Raw genomic sequence first — 15,043 nt, 5'->3', positions numbered from 1 at the left:
GGAAGGCCCGTCAACGCGTCAGTGCAGGAAAATCTACAAGGATCTGATCGGCATATTGGATCAGCGGTGCCGCCAACACTGCGCCGAACACCGCCAGCGTGGCCACGACGGCGATCAGTTTGATCGTCTGCGGCAGCACCTGATCCTGGATCTGGGTTGCGGCCTGAAGAATTGAGACGAGGAGGCCAACAACCATCGCCACACCCAGGGGAGGCATGGCAAATATGAGAACGACCGTCAGACCCCTGACCAGATGATCGACGATTGTCGCTTGGCCCATTGCTTCCCCTACCCATCTCGCAGGCTATCCGTAACTCAACACCAGGCCATGCATCAGCTTGGACCAGCCCTCGACCATCACGAACAAGAACAACTTGAATGGGACGGAGATCGTCGATGGCGGCACCATCGACATGCCAAGGGACATCAAAACCGCGGACACCACGAGATCAATCGCGATGAAGGGCAGATAGAGCAGGAAGCCGATCTCGAAGGCGCGCTTGAGCTCCGAGCTCATGAAGGAGGGAACGAGAATAACGAGATCTTCGCTCGATAGCTTGGCCCTGCTGCTATCGGGCCATAAGCTGCCAGTGGCAGTGACGAAGAACTCTCGTTCCGCGACCGTCGTGAACCGGCTCAGATGTTCGCGAATTGGCTGGCCTGCCCGCTCAGCAGCATCTTTCCAGTCGGTAAAGGTTTGAAACTCGCTGGGACGATCATTGACGCGCTCATACACGGTCTGCACTAGCGGCGCGCTGACATAGGCCGTCAGAACCAGCGCAATGGCATATAGCACGAGGTTTGGAGGCGTCTGCTGCACTCCCAGCGCGTTCCGGATCAGGAACAGGACCACGGCGATCTTGACGAACGATGTCATCGTCACGACGACAAAGATGACAAGGCCAAGTCCGGCGATGACCGCGAGAACAGCGAACAAATTGAACTGGGTCACGGCTTCAGCTCATTCGTGATTGAACAATCTGTTGATCCGCACGCCGATTGCCTCGCCGATCCTGACGATCTCGCCCTGCCCGATCCGCCGATTCCCCGCGTGAATCTCAATTGCATGTCGCGGATCCCGACCGAGATTGAAGACATAGCCGGGCGCGATCATGCGCAGCTCGCCGAGAGGTATCTCAAGCTGGCCGATCTCAAATAGGAGCTTGATCTGGAGGTCGTCCAGGCTCACATCGTCTGCGCCCGTATCGACGCTTTCATGTGCCTTCATGTCCACAGCCATCCAATGATGATGAAGATCGCCTCTGATCTGGTGCAACGTGTCCACCACTGTCGCGTCGCTTCCCTCGAAGCGGCATGAGGTGAGACGACGCTCGCCGAAGACGGCGGCGACGCGTCCATCCGGCATCGCGTGTTCGATGATCACGACGTCTCCCGGCCGTAAGCTCGCAAGCAAGCGGGCGCTGACGCGCGTAGCACCAAGCCGGAAGGCCGCGCAGATCGGAACTCCAGCGGCAGCAGCCGGACCCAATGCTTGAACTTGATTTGCCAAACGGGATTCGTATGGCTCTGGCAAAGACAGGCAAGCACTGAACGATCGTTCGCCAAACCTGCCGCGACACAGGATTCCGCTCGAGTCCGGAACGCTGCCATCGAAGGAAGCATGCGTGAGGATGACGGGGAGGCCGAGCGTCTCCTCGATTGCATCAAGTATGGCGGCGCAGGCGAACTCGATCAGAAGCAGCAGATCGGGCTCGGCGAGCGTAGTTCGAGGTGGACCTTCAATCGCCTGCAGCGTTGCATCGATCACCTCGACAGGCAGACTTACGGCGCATGGATCACCGCCGATCGTAAAATGCAGACGACACGCCGGCCGGCTCGAAACGCCCGAGGAGGCGCCCGAGAAGGAGATCCGCAGCGGCAGACCCGCCAACTCGCAGGTGAGTTCAGCCAGTCGCCGACACCAACGACGGGCACGTAGAGCATCAGCAATGGATAGCACGTCCGGATGAAATTCGGTGATCTCACCGTCAGGCGCTCCGCGCCTGCGAGCGGGGAATGGCGCGTTCATGCTTGCCGCCCCGCCGCCCTGCCGTCCGAATCAGCGATCTCCTCTAGCAACGTCTCACGGCTCTCGCGACGGCGACGTGATTGCTGCGATAACTCATCCCACTTGCGACGCCTCTGATGAGCCTTCATGAATTCGAGGCGCAGACCCTGAACTTGGTTACGCGCCTGGTCGAGCGTACGGATGCTCGCAAGGCGCTGCTCGGCAAGCGCCATTGCCAGCGACTCGAGGCGCCTGAGTTGCGCGTCAAGTTGGGTGATCTCCCGCGCGGAAATTGGACGCCCTACCATCTGCTGGTAGATCTGACGTTCGCGTGCGCCACGCGCCGCTGCTTGCAACGCAACCGCATGATTGATCTGCGTCAGTTCTGCAGCCGCTTCGACCTGTGCCTCCACGCCGCGCTGAAGCGCGGAATTCGCCCGCCGCTCCCTCTCTCCGAGAACGATCCGCATCCTGCGTATGCGCGTGAGCAGTGGATCGTACCTCATGACGCGAGCTGCTCGAGTTGATGGATCGTGCGATCCCACGGAACGACCTCGCCGAGGCCCTGCCGCAGAAAGGACTTGATAGCATCCTGCTTGGCGATCGCCTCATCGGCGATCGGATCGGATCCGGCCTTGTACTCCCCAACCTGCAGCAGGAACTCAAGCTCTGCATAGCGAGCTATGAGTTCACGCACCCTCCTGGCTGCAGAGCGATGACGGCTCGTCACGACCTGATCCATGACGCGGCTGAGGCTGGACACGATGTCAATCGCAGGGAAATGCGCTGACTGTGCGAGCTTAGGTGACAACGCGATGTGCCCGTCCAGAATGCTGCGCGTCTCCTCCGCGATCGGATCCGCGGTACCATCCCCCTCAACCAGCACGGTGTAAAATGCAGTGATTGAGCCGGCGACTCCGGGACCGGACCGCTCGAGCAACTCGGGCAATGCCGCAAACACCGACGGCGGAAAGCCCCGGCGCGTCGGCGGCTCGCCCGCGGCCAGTCCGATCTCACGCAATGCCCTCGCAAAGCGAGTGACACTGTCCTGCACCAGGAGCACGCGTGCGTTGCAATCCCGGAAGTACTCCGCGATCGTCACGGCGACATAGGCGGCCGTGACGCGCTCCGTCGGCGGCCGGTCGGAGGTTGCGACAATCACGACTGATCGCGCCCGAGCCGCTCCGGCCAGGCAGCGCTCGACCATTTCTCGAACTTCGCGCCCACGCTCGCCAATCAGTGCGACGACGCAGACGTCGACGTCCGCGTTCTGGACGATCTGGGCGACAAGCGACGATTTGCCCGCGCCGGGTTCGCCATAGATGCCGATCCGCTGCCCCTCGCCGCAGCTGAGCAGACCATCGATCGCCCGGATGCCAAGTGACAAAGGGCCGTCAACGAGCCGCCGTGCCAAGGGCGCCGGCGCAGCTCCGCGGACTCGTCGAATCTGGTCGAACTCGGGCCATCCTCGTTCCTGAACGTCGAGAGGGCGCCCGAGCCCGTCGACGACGCGGCCGAGCAGCGCTGGCCCAACCATGATGCCGAGGGCCTGCCTTGTCGAGACGACTTCCGTTCTTGTTGAGAGACCCGCCACGTCTCCGAGAGGCGTCAGCAACGCGACACCGCCTTCGATGCCCACGATCTCGGCCCGCAGATCAGCCGAGGCATGGGCAGACCGGAGCAAACAGATATCGCCAACACGCGCATCGGGAACGATCGCCCTGATGAGGGTCCCCGACACCTGAATCACGCGCCCGCGGATCGGGCGCAGTTGCGAACGGCCTGCAGCTTCACGCAACTGCGGCAGGATTCGCGCGAGTCGGTGCGTGGCAGAGCCTGCCGGCATCATGGCTCCACCCCCTCGAAACCGGCACGCAGCGCCAAGGCGAACTGCTCCAGTTGAGCGTCAACGGAAACATCGATCTGCCCGAACTCGCTCCAAAGCATACAGCGCCCCGGCGCAAACTGCGGGTCCGACACGATGGTGAGCTGGTCGGCCCCATCCTCCAGCAGCGTGGCCACTCGTCCACGGATGGACTCCATCTCCTGCGGCGCAGTCATCAGCACGAGAGCCGTACCGGAACGCATCTCTTCGAGTGCTCTGGTGATGGCGCGCGCGGCGAGATCGTCCGGCTCAAAACTTCCGAGGATCTCCCTGATGATCTCGACGACGAGCGTGATAAGTTCGTCTTGCAGATCGGCGACGAAATCATCAACCGTGACCTTCGTTTCCGCAATCAGGCGGGCCGCCTCCTCAACTCCCGCGAGACGACCATCCTCGAAGCCTCTCATGCGCTGCTCTTCGAACGCGAGCCGGGCCTGCGCGGCGATCTGCTCGCATTGCCGCCGGGCGTCGGCAAGAGAGGCAGCCGCGGAAAACCAGGTCTCCGCCTCTTCGGCTCGAACCACGGGTCCGAGCGGATGGAACGTGCCGGCAGGCTTGTCACTCTCGGGGGCTTTCACGGCACCATCCCATCGGCTAGAACGCGATCAACAATCTCCGGACCAAGCTGTTGGTGTCGCCGCGAGACCGAGGAGCCCAGCGGCGAGTCAATCGGAAATCGAAGAAGGATGCGGCTGCGCAGGGTGGCGGGGAGTCGCCAGATTGCGGCATTGAGACATTGCATCCCATCACCTCGGATGACGTCCGCAAGCGCAGATGGATTCGGGGGGCGATCGGGTTTAGGCGACAGATCGATATTGGCGAGCGCGACCTTGTGGAGTCGGGAATCGAATTCTCCGAGATGCTCCCGGAGCGTAGTCTTGAGGACCGTGGAACGAATTGCGTGGGCATGCCAAACACCGCCGGCCAGCTCACCGACGCGGCATAGCTGCTCGCAGTCGAGAAGCGCAATGCGACTGCGCGTGTCAGCGACGTCGGCTGCTGTGCAGCAATCAAGCTCATAATGCACAACGATCCGCTCTGAGATATCTCGGTGGAGTCGGTCGCAGGCGAGTATCCGTGCGGCAAGCCCGGGCGAAACGCCCGGTACGCACGCGAGAAATCGTTCAACGTGGATGTAGCGTGCCGGCAATCGGCAAAACGTGTCCATATCGATCACCGGCCGATGCCCCACCGGCGCGCCGGGTTCGCAGCCACCGCCGACCTTCGGATCACGCAAACCAAGGGATGCTCCAGGTTGCACAAGCCTACTCATTTGCCGGCCACGCCCACTTCAATCGCACTAGGATACGACACGCAGCGGATCGCGCGCCGGCCTTCGCGCCTCCCGACGCGGCGCGTTGCGTTGCGCATATCCCACGCGTGCCCGACGCCAGAGCTGGAAGATTCCGATCGATCCCAGCAGCCCCACCCCTACCGCGGCTGACACCAGCAGGATGAGCGGACCGTCACGCAGGGCAGATCCGTCGTGAGATAGAACGGATGCCGTCGTCTCGATCGACGTGGAAGGGCTGACCTCGACGGGATCCGAACTGCCACGCACGAAAACCACGGCCACCCTGTCGTACGTCAGTCCTTCGACACTGTTGGCAATGAGGGTCTTGATCTGCGGTAGGAGCACGGCGATTTCGGCGCGCGCGTCATGCTTGATGAACACCGATGCCGCCGACGACGGAACCTGATCGTGACGCAACGGGTCTATCTTAGGCAGCACCACGTGGACTCGGGCAGAGATGACTCCGTCGATCTCCATGATCGTCCTTGCCAACTCTTGATTGAGCGCGTGAATCAACCTGACTCGCTCCTCTGTGGGTGACGACACCAGACCGTTGCTTGAGAATATGCTGCCCATGTCTTCGAACTTCGCATGCGGCAACCCGGACGCATTCAGCAGCGTCACAGCGTCGGCAAATCGCTCCTGCTCGACCCTGACAGTATTGCTACCGTCCTTTGCCTGGAGTCGGTCGGCGGCGATTCCGTTGCGCAGCAGAAGGGCCATCATCAGATTAGCCTCCTTCTCGCTCAAGCGGCTATAGAGCTCACCCTTGCAACCGCTCAGCATGAACGCCAAGCCCAGCACCAGCGCCAAATTCAATCCGTGCCCTCGAGCGGCCAGCCATTGTTTGCCGCAACCGACCATTCTCATTGTCCCTTCAAGAACGTGTTGAAGATTCGGGTCGACTCGGTCGAGATTTTCGACATCAGCGTCGCCTCAATGGCAAACGAGAATGCGTGCTCCAGCATTTGCAGGGCCTGACGGCCCGCGTCTGGCTTGTCCACTCCCAGGGCCGCTCCGCCAATGTTGGAAGATGCTGGACCGGATGCTGCCGGCTCCGGCATGAGATTGAGCTCGGGCGCGGCATTGCGCTGGACCCGCTCGTACGAGCTCTCCATCCACTCCATCACCTTGCCGCCGAGTTGGTCGACGGCGTGCTCAGGCTCCATAGGCAGCTTAGTGACCGATCTATGCAGAGCGTCCTGAAACGACTGCTGGGCGGCCGCTCCGGGCTCAACGGCTCCGAAACTGACACCAACTGTTCCGGAGGCTGTGACGCCACCCAACGGCGCAACCGTCATCATGTCGCCGCTCCAGGCCGTCTCAGGACTCCTCGTGTTTTCGCCATTGCTCACTCCAAACAAATAGTGACTCACAAGGACAGCCGGGCAGATCAGACAGAGCTTTGCACGGCACCCAGCCGGGCAGAGCATAATATTTTCCTAATATATTCTCCGACGCACCCGCGACCGCTGTGATTGAATGAGACGAGCTGATAGCAACAAGTACATGTGAGTCTGCTCGTGGGTACGCGCGATCAACTACACGATTGCCACGATTGTTCCGCGACAAGGTCGCACGAAGGCCACGTTCTCCCATGCGACCATTTGGCATCTCTGGTTCTGGTCCCATTGCGCAGCGTGGCTGCGATCGCGACCGTCTGCCTGACGCTCTCGGCGACTGCAATCCACGCCACGTCCGCAGACGCGGGTGAACCTGCTTGGCCGACCGAGTCCTACAGGTACACCATCGTCGACCAAGACCTTGGCAACGTTCTTCAGGAATTCGGACGGAATACCGGCCTGCGGTTAGAGGTGAGCCCGGACGTACGGGGACGTGTGCGCGGGCCTCTGCCTGAACTCAAGGCCAGAGAATTCATCGAGCATCTATCCCGGAACTACGGACTCGACTGGTATTTCGACGGCTTCCGGATTTATGTCACCAGCAACAAGGAAGCTTCGAGCAGGCTCGTTCAACTCGGTGCCGTGCCGCTCCAGCGTCTCGAAGCCGCACTTCGCGATCTCGCGCTCTCCGACGCGCGATTCTCACTCAGATCCATCAAGCAGGCCAACATGGCCCTGGTCTCGGGTCCCCCGCAATACATCCAAACGGTGGAGCGTACGCTCGCAGCACTGCAGCCTCGAGCTGACCAGCCATCGTCAGTCACCGTCTATCGCGGGGAGCACGTCCAAGTGGTCAAGCTCAACGCTCCAGGCGACGTGCCATGACGCAAATCAACGGGTTCGCAAGTCCTGCCAGATCGACCGGACGGATCAAAGGAGTGTCAGAATGGCCGTAGAAGCTTCGAGCATGACGACCGCGACGGCAAGCGCCCCGAGCAGCAGCGGGGCAGTCTCGGCTGAGGATCAAGCAAAGTTCGAGGAGGCGTTTCTCAGCGCAATGCCGCAGGCGGCCGCGTTCATGCTCATGACTGTTGCTCAGGACGGTATTCAGGAGATGGCATCCGTCGGCGACGAGAATAGTGCAACCCCGGATCCGTGACGGAGCATGCCGACCGACGCCTCGTTATGCCCTTTGCTCAGAACAAGACAGATAAGACATCGGATCGCAAACAAGGAGAGAGTTGCATGTCTAGGGTCAGCTCCCACGCATCATCCTCACGTGAAGCTCACACCGGTCACATGATGGGTCCGCACGGACACGCGTCGTCCTGGCCCGGCTTTGCAGGATTTCAGCCCACGTCCGGCGGGTCGTCAGCTCATCCGGCTCATCGCTGTGATGCGGGGGATTGGTGGCAGTCGTCGATGCCGCCCGCCTCGCAGCAGCAAGATCCGCGGACGTCTTCCATAGCATCGGACGTTCTTGGATTGGTCGGGGACGCAAAGACACCTGCAGACAAGGCGGCTCTGATCTCGGCGGCCATCAGCATCCTGAGGGGCGGACCGGGCCAGTGCGACGCGCGGAACAGCGGCCGCGTTGCCAAGATCCTTGGTGACCTGACCCATCAGATCACGAATTCCACTGGGCCCAGCGATCCCGCCAAAGGTCAGCTGCTCGACGGGATCGCGAAGATCCTGAAGCAACTCGTGTCCGGCCCATCCCATCAACCCGGCGCGAACAGCTCGATACTCAAGACGCTGAATCAGCTCGTCAGCCAAGTCTCAGAGGCAAAGGGCCTTGACCAAGCGACGAAGAACAACATCCTCGACAAGCTTTCCTCGATCATTCTGCAACTCGCGGATTCAAGCTCGGGATCGCCATGCGACCGCTCCGCGGGACACCTCTCGGCCGACAACCATATCACCGACAGAGCTGAGTAAAGCAACGAGGCCTCATTCTCGCAACGCGACGAGGGCGATGAGACCAGGACGTTGAAGGAAGCCGCGAGAGGCGCACCTCGCAAGGTGCGCCTCGGGACGGGATCCAAGCCGCCGCTTCAGCCGAGAGGTGATCAGCGTGGACAACGCGAACGATCACCTCCCGGCTGGAGGGCATTCCCCGACAGCCCAATCCTCAACGCAACACAAACATAGAGAGATAAAGCGATGTCCCATTCAACAGGCTCCGTTTCTTCGACGACGTCATCGAACTCGAGCATCGACAGCGCGATCGCGAAGATGAAGAGTGCCTTCGACGAAGCGATCAAGACGAATGCCGAGATCACGACCAAGAAGACGCACTGGGGATCGATCGAGACGGTCGCGCAGCAGCGCCCGAACGTCGGCTGATCCAGCGATCGCCCTCGGACAGCTACCAACCGCTTACGGCACGGGGCGTTCGTACCGAGCGCTCCGCTGCCAACATGGCTGCTAGGTCCTGATGGAGAGGCAGAGAATGCCGGCATCACCGTCCCCATTCGAACTCACGATCCGATCGGGCCTTCATGCCGGCGTCCGGCAAGAACTCGACGCCGGGACCTATCTGGTGGGTCACTCGATGGACGCCGATGTCGTTCTCATGGATGACTGTCTGGCTCCTTTGCACGCGCGGTTCGCGCTAGAGGCGGACTGTTGCGAAATCGAAAGCACCGCAGATAATGTTCTGCTGAACGGCACCCTGCTCGGTGCCGGAGAAGCACGGATCAGTCGTTATCCGGCCGATATCGTTCTGAATGGAATTCAGCTCCGCTGCACCCGCAAGCGCAGAACGACCCGCTATACCTTCTTGAGGTATGGACTCGGGACCGCCGCGATCCTGGTCTGTCTAGCCCTGCTTCTGCAGGGATTTCCCGCTGGTGCGGACAAGGTGCCCGGCGATGGCGGCTATGCCACAGCTGAGCGGCTGAGATCCCCGCGCTGCGACTCCGACTGTTCGACGAAATATCCGAGCAGGCACGCGCCCAATTCGCCCGCCCCCACCCTTACCCCCGCATTACTGCCCGGCCAAGACAGAACGGGACGGGCCGGCGCGGAGCCCGGCGCGCCGGTGGCGGATTTGAACGGCGCGGCGGACGCGCTGCGCCAGCGATTGCTGACTGCGGGCCTCACGACCGTCGAGATTGTCAGCGACTCAAGCGCCATCACGGCGAGAGGAAACATTGAACCCGCGGCGTTAGGCAAGTGGCGCGACATTGAGCGATGGTTCGACGGCACGTTCGGCATTGCCATCGTGTTGACGAGCCAGGTTGAGGCGAAGTCTGTAAAGCGTAGCGCCCCTTTGACCGTTCAGGCGATTTGGGCCGGAAATGGGCCGTATGTCATTGATGGACGCGGTCAGAAACTGTTCGCAGGCGCCGTTATCAGCGAAGGGTGGATCGTCGATCGAATCGAACAAGACCGGGTCGTATTGCGTCGCGGCGCAGACCTGCTCGCCGTGAGCTTGTAAGACCATGCCGCTCTGCGTTTCGATCAATGTGACGAAGGTTTCGATCCCGCTCGGATGGAACTGCGGACTATGACGGCCATTGTCGAGAGCTTGACCCGCTGGTCGAACGACAAGCGCGAGCTTCTCGTCGTCATCCTGATCGTCAGCACGATCATGGCGATGATCCTGCCGATTCCGACGGCGCTCGTCGACGTCATGGTGTCCGTCAACATCGGCGCGTCGATTCTGCTGCTGATGGTGGCGTTCTACTTGAACGCCGCGGTCGAATTCTCCGCACTTCCGGCAATCATTCTCATATCCACGGTGTTCCGGCTCTCGATTTCCATCACCATTACGCGCCTAGTGCTCAGCCAGGCCGATGCCGGATCCATCGTTCAGACCTTTGGCGAGTTCGTCGTTTCCAGCAACGTCGTGGTTGGGCTCGTGGTGTTCCTGATCATCACGATCGTCCAGTTCGTCGTCATCACCAAAGGATCTGAACGGGTCGCCGAAGTTGCTGCCCGATTCACGCTCGATGCGCTGCCGGGCAAGCAGATGAGCATCGATGCCGACCTTCGCAACGGCGACATCAACCAGGCCGAGGCCCGGCGCCGCCGACGCCGGCTGGAGCGCGAGAGCCAGCTCTACGGAGCGATGGACGGCGCCATGAAGTTCGTCAAAGGTGATGCGATCGCCGGTCTCATCATCATCGCCGTCAACCTCGTTGGCGGCATCGTTGTCGGCACCGTGCAGCACAGGCTGCGTATCAGCGAAGCGATCCAGCTCTACTCGTTGTTGACGATCGGCGACGGCCTGGTCTCCCAAGTCCCGGCGCTGTTCGTGTCGATGGCGGCGGGAACGGTCGTGACCCGGGTTGCGACAGAAGCGCCGAGCAATCTTGGTTCCGAGATCATGGAGCAGATCACGTCGCAGCCGCAATCCCTGCAACTGGCCGGTCTCATGATGCTCGGGCTGGCGTTCGTACCGGGTTTTCCGGCGCCGATTTTCCTTTTTATGGCCACCGTGTTCGGCGGCTCCGGCGTTGCGATGCTCTTGGCTCGGCGGCGCGCACAACGAACCTCCGGCACGGCGCAACGGTCCGACCCGTCAGAGCCCGCGAGAAGTTCGCGGATCGCTATCCCGGCGGCCAAGTCTGCACCGATCATGATCCTCGCGGAAGCCGCCTTGTGCGATGAACTGCGGGGAGCCGGTATTCATGATCGGATCAGGCGGACACGACAGGACGTGGCAGACTGGCTCGGATGCGCCTGTCCAGGGGCGGCAGTCGACGAAAGCAGCGACCTGGCGCCCGGTCATTTCAGGATCGAGCTGCATGGCGTGCCTCTTCTGCTCTCGTCCGGTGAACTGGATCAGCCGGCAGCCCGAACGGCGGGGGGACCGGCCATCTCCGCAGTCGATGCCGAGCTGCGGCGCGTTCTTGTCCGCTATGCGCCGGAGTTCCTCGGCATACAGGAGACCAAGCGCCTGCTCAACCAGTTAGAGGCTGACTACGCCGACTTGGTGCGCGAGGCCTTGCGTGTGGTCCCTACACAGCGCATCACCGATGTCCTTCGCCGGCTGCTCGACGAGCGGGTCTCCATCCGCAATCTGCGGCTGATTCTTGAGACGCTGGCCGAGTGGGGAATGCGGGAGCAGAGCAGCGTCATGCTGGTCGAGCACGTGCGGCTGGCGCTGCGCCGGCAGATCTGCTTCGAAAGCTCAGGCTTTGATCGGACCTTGCGCTGCTTCGTGCTTGATCGACGGACAGAGGAAGCGATCCGAACGGCCGTGCACGCCCTCGATGAAAACGCTCAGACGTCTCTCGATCCTGCCGTCAGCACGCGCCTGCTTGATGCGTTGACCCGGCAGCTTGCCGACGTCGATCATCTTGCCGCATCGCCGAGTATTGTACTGGCCTCCGCCGACCTGCGCCGGGTGGTCTGGACGCTGCTTGCGCCGTCCGGTCTCAATGTGGTCGTGCTCTCCTATCAGGAAATCTCAAAGGACTTTCGGGTCGAGCCGATCGCCGTCCTTGGATTGGATGAATCACGCGAGCAGGCTGAACCTTCCCCGATCCCGGCGATGCAATGAACCAGTCAACCCGCGACGACACCTGCGAGGTTTCGAGACCTGAACTACAAGACAGTGCAATATCCGTAGGAAGTACATGCGTAGCTCTGAAGGCCGGGAAACCGCGTTCAACAACCATCTGAAGCCAAGTGCCGGTGTTTGCAGGCGAATGGCGCTGGCTGGCAGCATCGCCGGTCTGCTCTGCGCCTGTTCGTCGCTGAGCCCAGACATTGGCGGACCGGTGCCGACGCCCACGACCGCACGCGCCTCGGTCGAGGGTCGCAATCTCCCGGCCTCCACGGCAGCCGCAGCAGCTCCCGCCAACCAAGTCGCCGGGATGGAAGACAAGGACGATCGAATCAGAAAAGCGCGAAGCGAGCTCGCCAGACATCAAGCCGAGCCCGCCCTGGCAATCTTCACCAGCGTGCTCACCTCGGACCCCGAGAACATTCCGGCGCTCAACGGTCTCGGAGTGGCTCTCGACATGCTCGGCCGCCATGACGAAGCTCAGACAGCCTATCGTCAGGTGCTCGCAATCGCTCCCGCCGACATGATCGCAAGCAACAATCTGGGCCTGTCGCTTACCTTGACGGGCCGGTACGCCGACGCGATGACGGTTCTGCGGCCGATCGCGCTCGGTGAGAGCGCCTCGCCTCGTGCACGCCAGAACCTCGTGATCGCTATGGCGCTGAGCGGAGATCGCGATGGCGCCGCCAAGCTTGCGCGGGTCGACCTTCGGGAAGAGGACGTGAGGCTCAATCTCAAGATGCTCTCGGCGATGCGGCGCTGACGATGGGACCGTTTCGAATTTCGCCATCCGCCTGGCTGACCTCGATCGTGGTGATCCTTATGATGCTGGTTCATTGCGCGCCGGCGTCATCCAACGCGCGGCAACAGGTGCGGATCTACGCGTCTCAGGGCGAGATGCTGACTTTGCCCCGTCCGGCTTCCAAGGTCTTCGTCGCCGAGCCGGCTGTTGCGGACGTCCAGGTCGCGGCCGCCAACCGCGTCTTCGTTTTCGGCAAAAAGCCCGGCCGTACGACGCTCTTCGCGCTCGACGAATCCGGCGCGACCGTCGCGACGTTCCGGATTGCGATTGCCTATGACGAGAGTGATCTACGGCAGCTGCTGCGAGCTCAATTCGCAGACCTCGACGTCAGGCTGTCGCGGACGCCGCGCGGCGCGGTGCTGAGCGGGCTGGTGCCCAACGCCGACATCGCCGAGAAGGTCCGCTCCACCTGCGCGCAGTTCCTCGGCGAGGACGAGGTGCTGCTCAATCAGTTGAAGATCGGCGGTAGCACGCAGGTGAACCTGCGGGTCCGTATTGCCGAAGTCTCGCGCAACGCGGTGAAGCAACTCGGCGTCAACTGGGAGGCGGCAGGCTCGGCCGGTGGCTTCAGCTTTGGGCTCTCGTCGGCGGCCTCAGGCAGGATCAATACGCCAGCGAACGGCAGCTACAGCGTGACTGCCATCGTGGATGCGCTCGCTCAGGAGGGACTGGTTTCAATCCTGGCAGAACCCACGCTCACCGCTGTTTCGGGTCAGAAGGCGAACTTCCTGGCAGGCGGCGAATTTCCGATCCCCGTCGCCCAAGGGCTGGACCGCATCTCGATCGACTTTCGTCGCTACGGCGTGGGACTGGAGTTCACACCGACGGTGCTCTCCGATCGTCTGGTCAACCTGCAGGTCAAGCCCGAGGTCAGCGAGCTCTCGAACGAAGGCGCCCTGATCATGAACGGCGCCCGCGTCCCGAGCCTGATTACCCGGCGGGCGGAGACCACAGTCGAGCTCGGCAGCGGGGAGAGCTTCGTAATCGCCGGACTACTGCAGAACAAGTTCAACACCGGCCTGGACATGTTGCCGGGGCTGGGCGACCTGCCGGTACTGGGGGCTCTGTTCAGGTCGACACAGTTCCGGAAGAACGAATCCGAACTAATCATCATCGTCACGCCGACAATCGTTCGCCCGATCAGCGAATCGGCACGCATACCGGTCCCGACCGACTTCGTCGGGCCGCCTTCCGAGCTTGAGCGCATCATATTCGGCCGTCTTGGAACGACCCGCCCCGGGGCAGGCCCGATCGAGGTGCCGGTGCCGGGCCGGAGATTGCGTGGCGATGCCGGCTTCCTGATCGAATGACGGTCCTCCAAGGAGCGATAAACATGGCACCGATCAGAAGCGGCCTCGCCATCGCCCTCGCGGTGCTGGCTGCAAGCTGCGCTGTGGACCGGACGGCACCGCCACCGCAGCTCGCAGGTGAGACCGTTCATTACGTCTACGATGTACCTGCAGGACGCTGTTCTACGGCGAGTTCCGGCGTCGAACACTTCGTGGCCGCGACGGCGAATGGCCGCCCTGAAAGCGTCCGTGCCTGGATCGAAGGACCGCCGGGGCCATGCACGGCGGCGATCGAGCATTCCATCATCCGAGCCGGCGTGGATCGCTCCCACGTCAGGCATGACGTTGCCTCGGCAATGCACCACGCGACGCGTGTTCACATCGATCGCCTGCTCATCAGCTCCGTTCGCTGCCATCTGTCGGATAGCTTCAATCGCGGCATCTTCGCCGACAATGCTGCCGATCCGGCCCTCGGCTGCAGCACGGCTGCGGCCCTTGGCGGCATGGTTGCGGATCCGGAGGATCTTCAAGCCGGAAAAGGACGCAGCCGCGCGGAAGGGGAACCGGCCACCCGCGCGGTCGCGAATTTGCGCGGGGAGCAACCAACCCGTGCCGAACCAACCGGCGAGGACCACCCGCAGACCACGGCTCATCCCGCGCAATGATTGTTCAAACCGGAGAGCTCAGCCGTCGCCGTTCCGACCTGGAGAGACCTCAGCGTCGCACGTTGCTTAAGGATAAAGCGGAGGCGATGGTGCCGTTGATCCGCAGATTTCTTGATCGCAAGCCCTCGGAGAGCTCAAATATTTTCCTGCGAAAGAGGTCGGGGGCGAAGTATCCAGAGGAGGTACGCCTCCGACTTCCACGTGAAGACGCGGTCGGGTTCGAGACAGCGGATCTCGAC

The 15,043-nt window shown here is 62.0% G+C and carries 18 protein-coding genes; 9 read left to right on the top strand and 9 right to left on the bottom strand.

What is annotated here, in order from left to right:
* Positions 1 to 10 precede the first annotated feature (10 nt).
* From sctS to QX124_RS11640, 9 genes are all read right to left on the bottom strand, one after another.
* Complete coding sequence (sctS, locus tag QX124_RS11680) at positions 11 to 280, bottom strand: type III secretion system export apparatus subunit SctS (RefSeq protein ID WP_315797235.1); 270 nt, start codon at positions 278 to 280, stop codon at positions 11 to 13.
* A gap of 24 nt (positions 281 to 304) precedes the next feature.
* Positions 305 to 952: a type III secretion system export apparatus subunit SctR gene (sctR, locus tag QX124_RS11675; protein WP_315735421.1), complete on the bottom strand. Its 648-nt coding sequence runs from the start codon at positions 950 to 952 to the stop codon at positions 305 to 307.
* 9 nt (positions 953 to 961) lie between these two features.
* Positions 962 to 2,029: a type III secretion system cytoplasmic ring protein SctQ gene (gene sctQ / locus QX124_RS11670; RefSeq protein WP_315797234.1), complete on the bottom strand. Its 1,068-nt coding sequence runs from the start codon at positions 2,027 to 2,029 to the stop codon at positions 962 to 964.
* A complete protein-coding gene (locus QX124_RS11665; protein ID WP_315797233.1) occupies positions 2,026 to 2,478 on the bottom strand; it encodes a hypothetical protein in 453 nt (150 codons plus the stop codon). The genes sctQ and QX124_RS11665 overlap by 4 nt, the downstream gene beginning before the upstream one ends.
* Before the next feature lie 32 nt (positions 2,479 to 2,510).
* On the bottom strand, positions 2,511 to 3,854 hold the full coding sequence (locus QX124_RS11660) for a FliI/YscN family ATPase (protein ID WP_409997691.1): 1,344 nt from the start codon (positions 3,852 to 3,854) through the stop codon (positions 2,511 to 2,513).
* On the bottom strand, positions 3,854 to 4,471 hold the full coding sequence (gene sctL, locus QX124_RS11655) for a type III secretion system stator protein SctL (RefSeq protein ID WP_315797231.1): 618 nt from the start codon (positions 4,469 to 4,471) through the stop codon (positions 3,854 to 3,856). Before sctL ends, QX124_RS11660 begins: the two co-directional genes overlap by 1 nt.
* Positions 4,468 to 5,130, bottom strand: a complete 663-nt coding sequence (locus QX124_RS11650; RefSeq protein WP_315775765.1) for a SctK family type III secretion system sorting platform protein — start codon at positions 5,128 to 5,130, stop codon at positions 4,468 to 4,470. The genes sctL and QX124_RS11650 overlap by 4 nt, the downstream gene beginning before the upstream one ends.
* A gap of 63 nt (positions 5,131 to 5,193) precedes the next feature.
* Complete coding sequence (gene sctJ / locus QX124_RS11645; protein ID WP_315797230.1) at positions 5,194 to 6,057, bottom strand: type III secretion system inner membrane ring lipoprotein SctJ; 864 nt, start codon at positions 6,055 to 6,057, stop codon at positions 5,194 to 5,196.
* On the bottom strand, positions 6,054 to 6,491 hold the full coding sequence (locus tag QX124_RS11640; protein WP_315797229.1) for a hypothetical protein: 438 nt from the start codon (positions 6,489 to 6,491) through the stop codon (positions 6,054 to 6,056). Before QX124_RS11640 ends, sctJ begins: the two co-directional genes overlap by 4 nt.
* Before the next feature lie 336 nt (positions 6,492 to 6,827).
* Between QX124_RS11640 and QX124_RS11635 the strand changes: the two genes are divergently transcribed.
* The 9 genes from QX124_RS11635 (at position 6,828) to QX124_RS11595 (ending at position 14,804) form a co-directional block, all read left to right on the top strand.
* Positions 6,828 to 7,415, top strand: a complete 588-nt coding sequence (locus QX124_RS11635) for a secretin N-terminal domain-containing protein (RefSeq protein WP_315797228.1) — start codon at positions 6,828 to 6,830, stop codon at positions 7,413 to 7,415.
* Between the two features lie 61 nt (positions 7,416 to 7,476).
* Positions 7,477 to 7,689, top strand: coding sequence for a hypothetical protein (locus tag QX124_RS11630; RefSeq protein WP_315797227.1), 213 nt, complete (start codon positions 7,477 to 7,479; stop codon positions 7,687 to 7,689).
* A gap of 263 nt (positions 7,690 to 7,952) precedes the next feature.
* Positions 7,953 to 8,468, top strand: a complete 516-nt coding sequence (locus QX124_RS11625; RefSeq protein ID WP_315797226.1) for a hypothetical protein — start codon at positions 7,953 to 7,955, stop codon at positions 8,466 to 8,468.
* Between the two features lie 225 nt (positions 8,469 to 8,693).
* Positions 8,694 to 8,876 (top strand): hypothetical protein, encoded by a 183-nt coding sequence (locus QX124_RS11620; protein WP_315797225.1) that lies wholly within the window; start codon positions 8,694 to 8,696, stop codon positions 8,874 to 8,876.
* A 106-nt stretch (positions 8,877 to 8,982) separates the two neighbouring features.
* Entirely contained in the window at positions 8,983 to 9,972 is a 990-nt protein-coding gene (locus QX124_RS11615) for an EscD/YscD/HrpQ family type III secretion system periplasmic domain-containing protein (RefSeq protein ID WP_315797224.1), read from the top strand.
* Positions 9,973 to 10,041: 69 nt separating this feature from the next.
* On the top strand, positions 10,042 to 12,042 hold the full coding sequence (locus QX124_RS11610; protein WP_315797223.1) for a flagellar biosynthesis protein FlhA: 2,001 nt from the start codon (positions 10,042 to 10,044) through the stop codon (positions 12,040 to 12,042).
* 76 nt (positions 12,043 to 12,118) lie between these two features.
* Complete coding sequence (locus QX124_RS11605; protein ID WP_315797222.1) at positions 12,119 to 12,811, top strand: tetratricopeptide repeat protein; 693 nt, start codon at positions 12,119 to 12,121, stop codon at positions 12,809 to 12,811.
* Between the two features lie 2 nt (positions 12,812 to 12,813).
* Entirely contained in the window at positions 12,814 to 14,160 is a 1,347-nt protein-coding gene (locus QX124_RS11600) for a type II and III secretion system protein family protein (RefSeq protein ID WP_315797221.1), read from the top strand.
* A gap of 23 nt (positions 14,161 to 14,183) precedes the next feature.
* A complete protein-coding gene (locus tag QX124_RS11595) occupies positions 14,184 to 14,804 on the top strand; it encodes a CpaD family pilus assembly lipoprotein (RefSeq protein ID WP_315797220.1) in 621 nt (206 codons plus the stop codon).
* Positions 14,805 to 15,043: the final 239 nt, after the last annotated feature.

It is taken from the genome of Bradyrhizobium sp. SZCCHNRI3043, assembly GCF_032377735.1.
In the GTDB taxonomy this organism is placed as follows: domain Bacteria; phylum Pseudomonadota; class Alphaproteobacteria; order Rhizobiales; family Xanthobacteraceae; genus Bradyrhizobium.
Note: the sequence above shows the minus strand (reverse complement) of the source record. Positions and strands in the feature narration are given on the sequence as shown.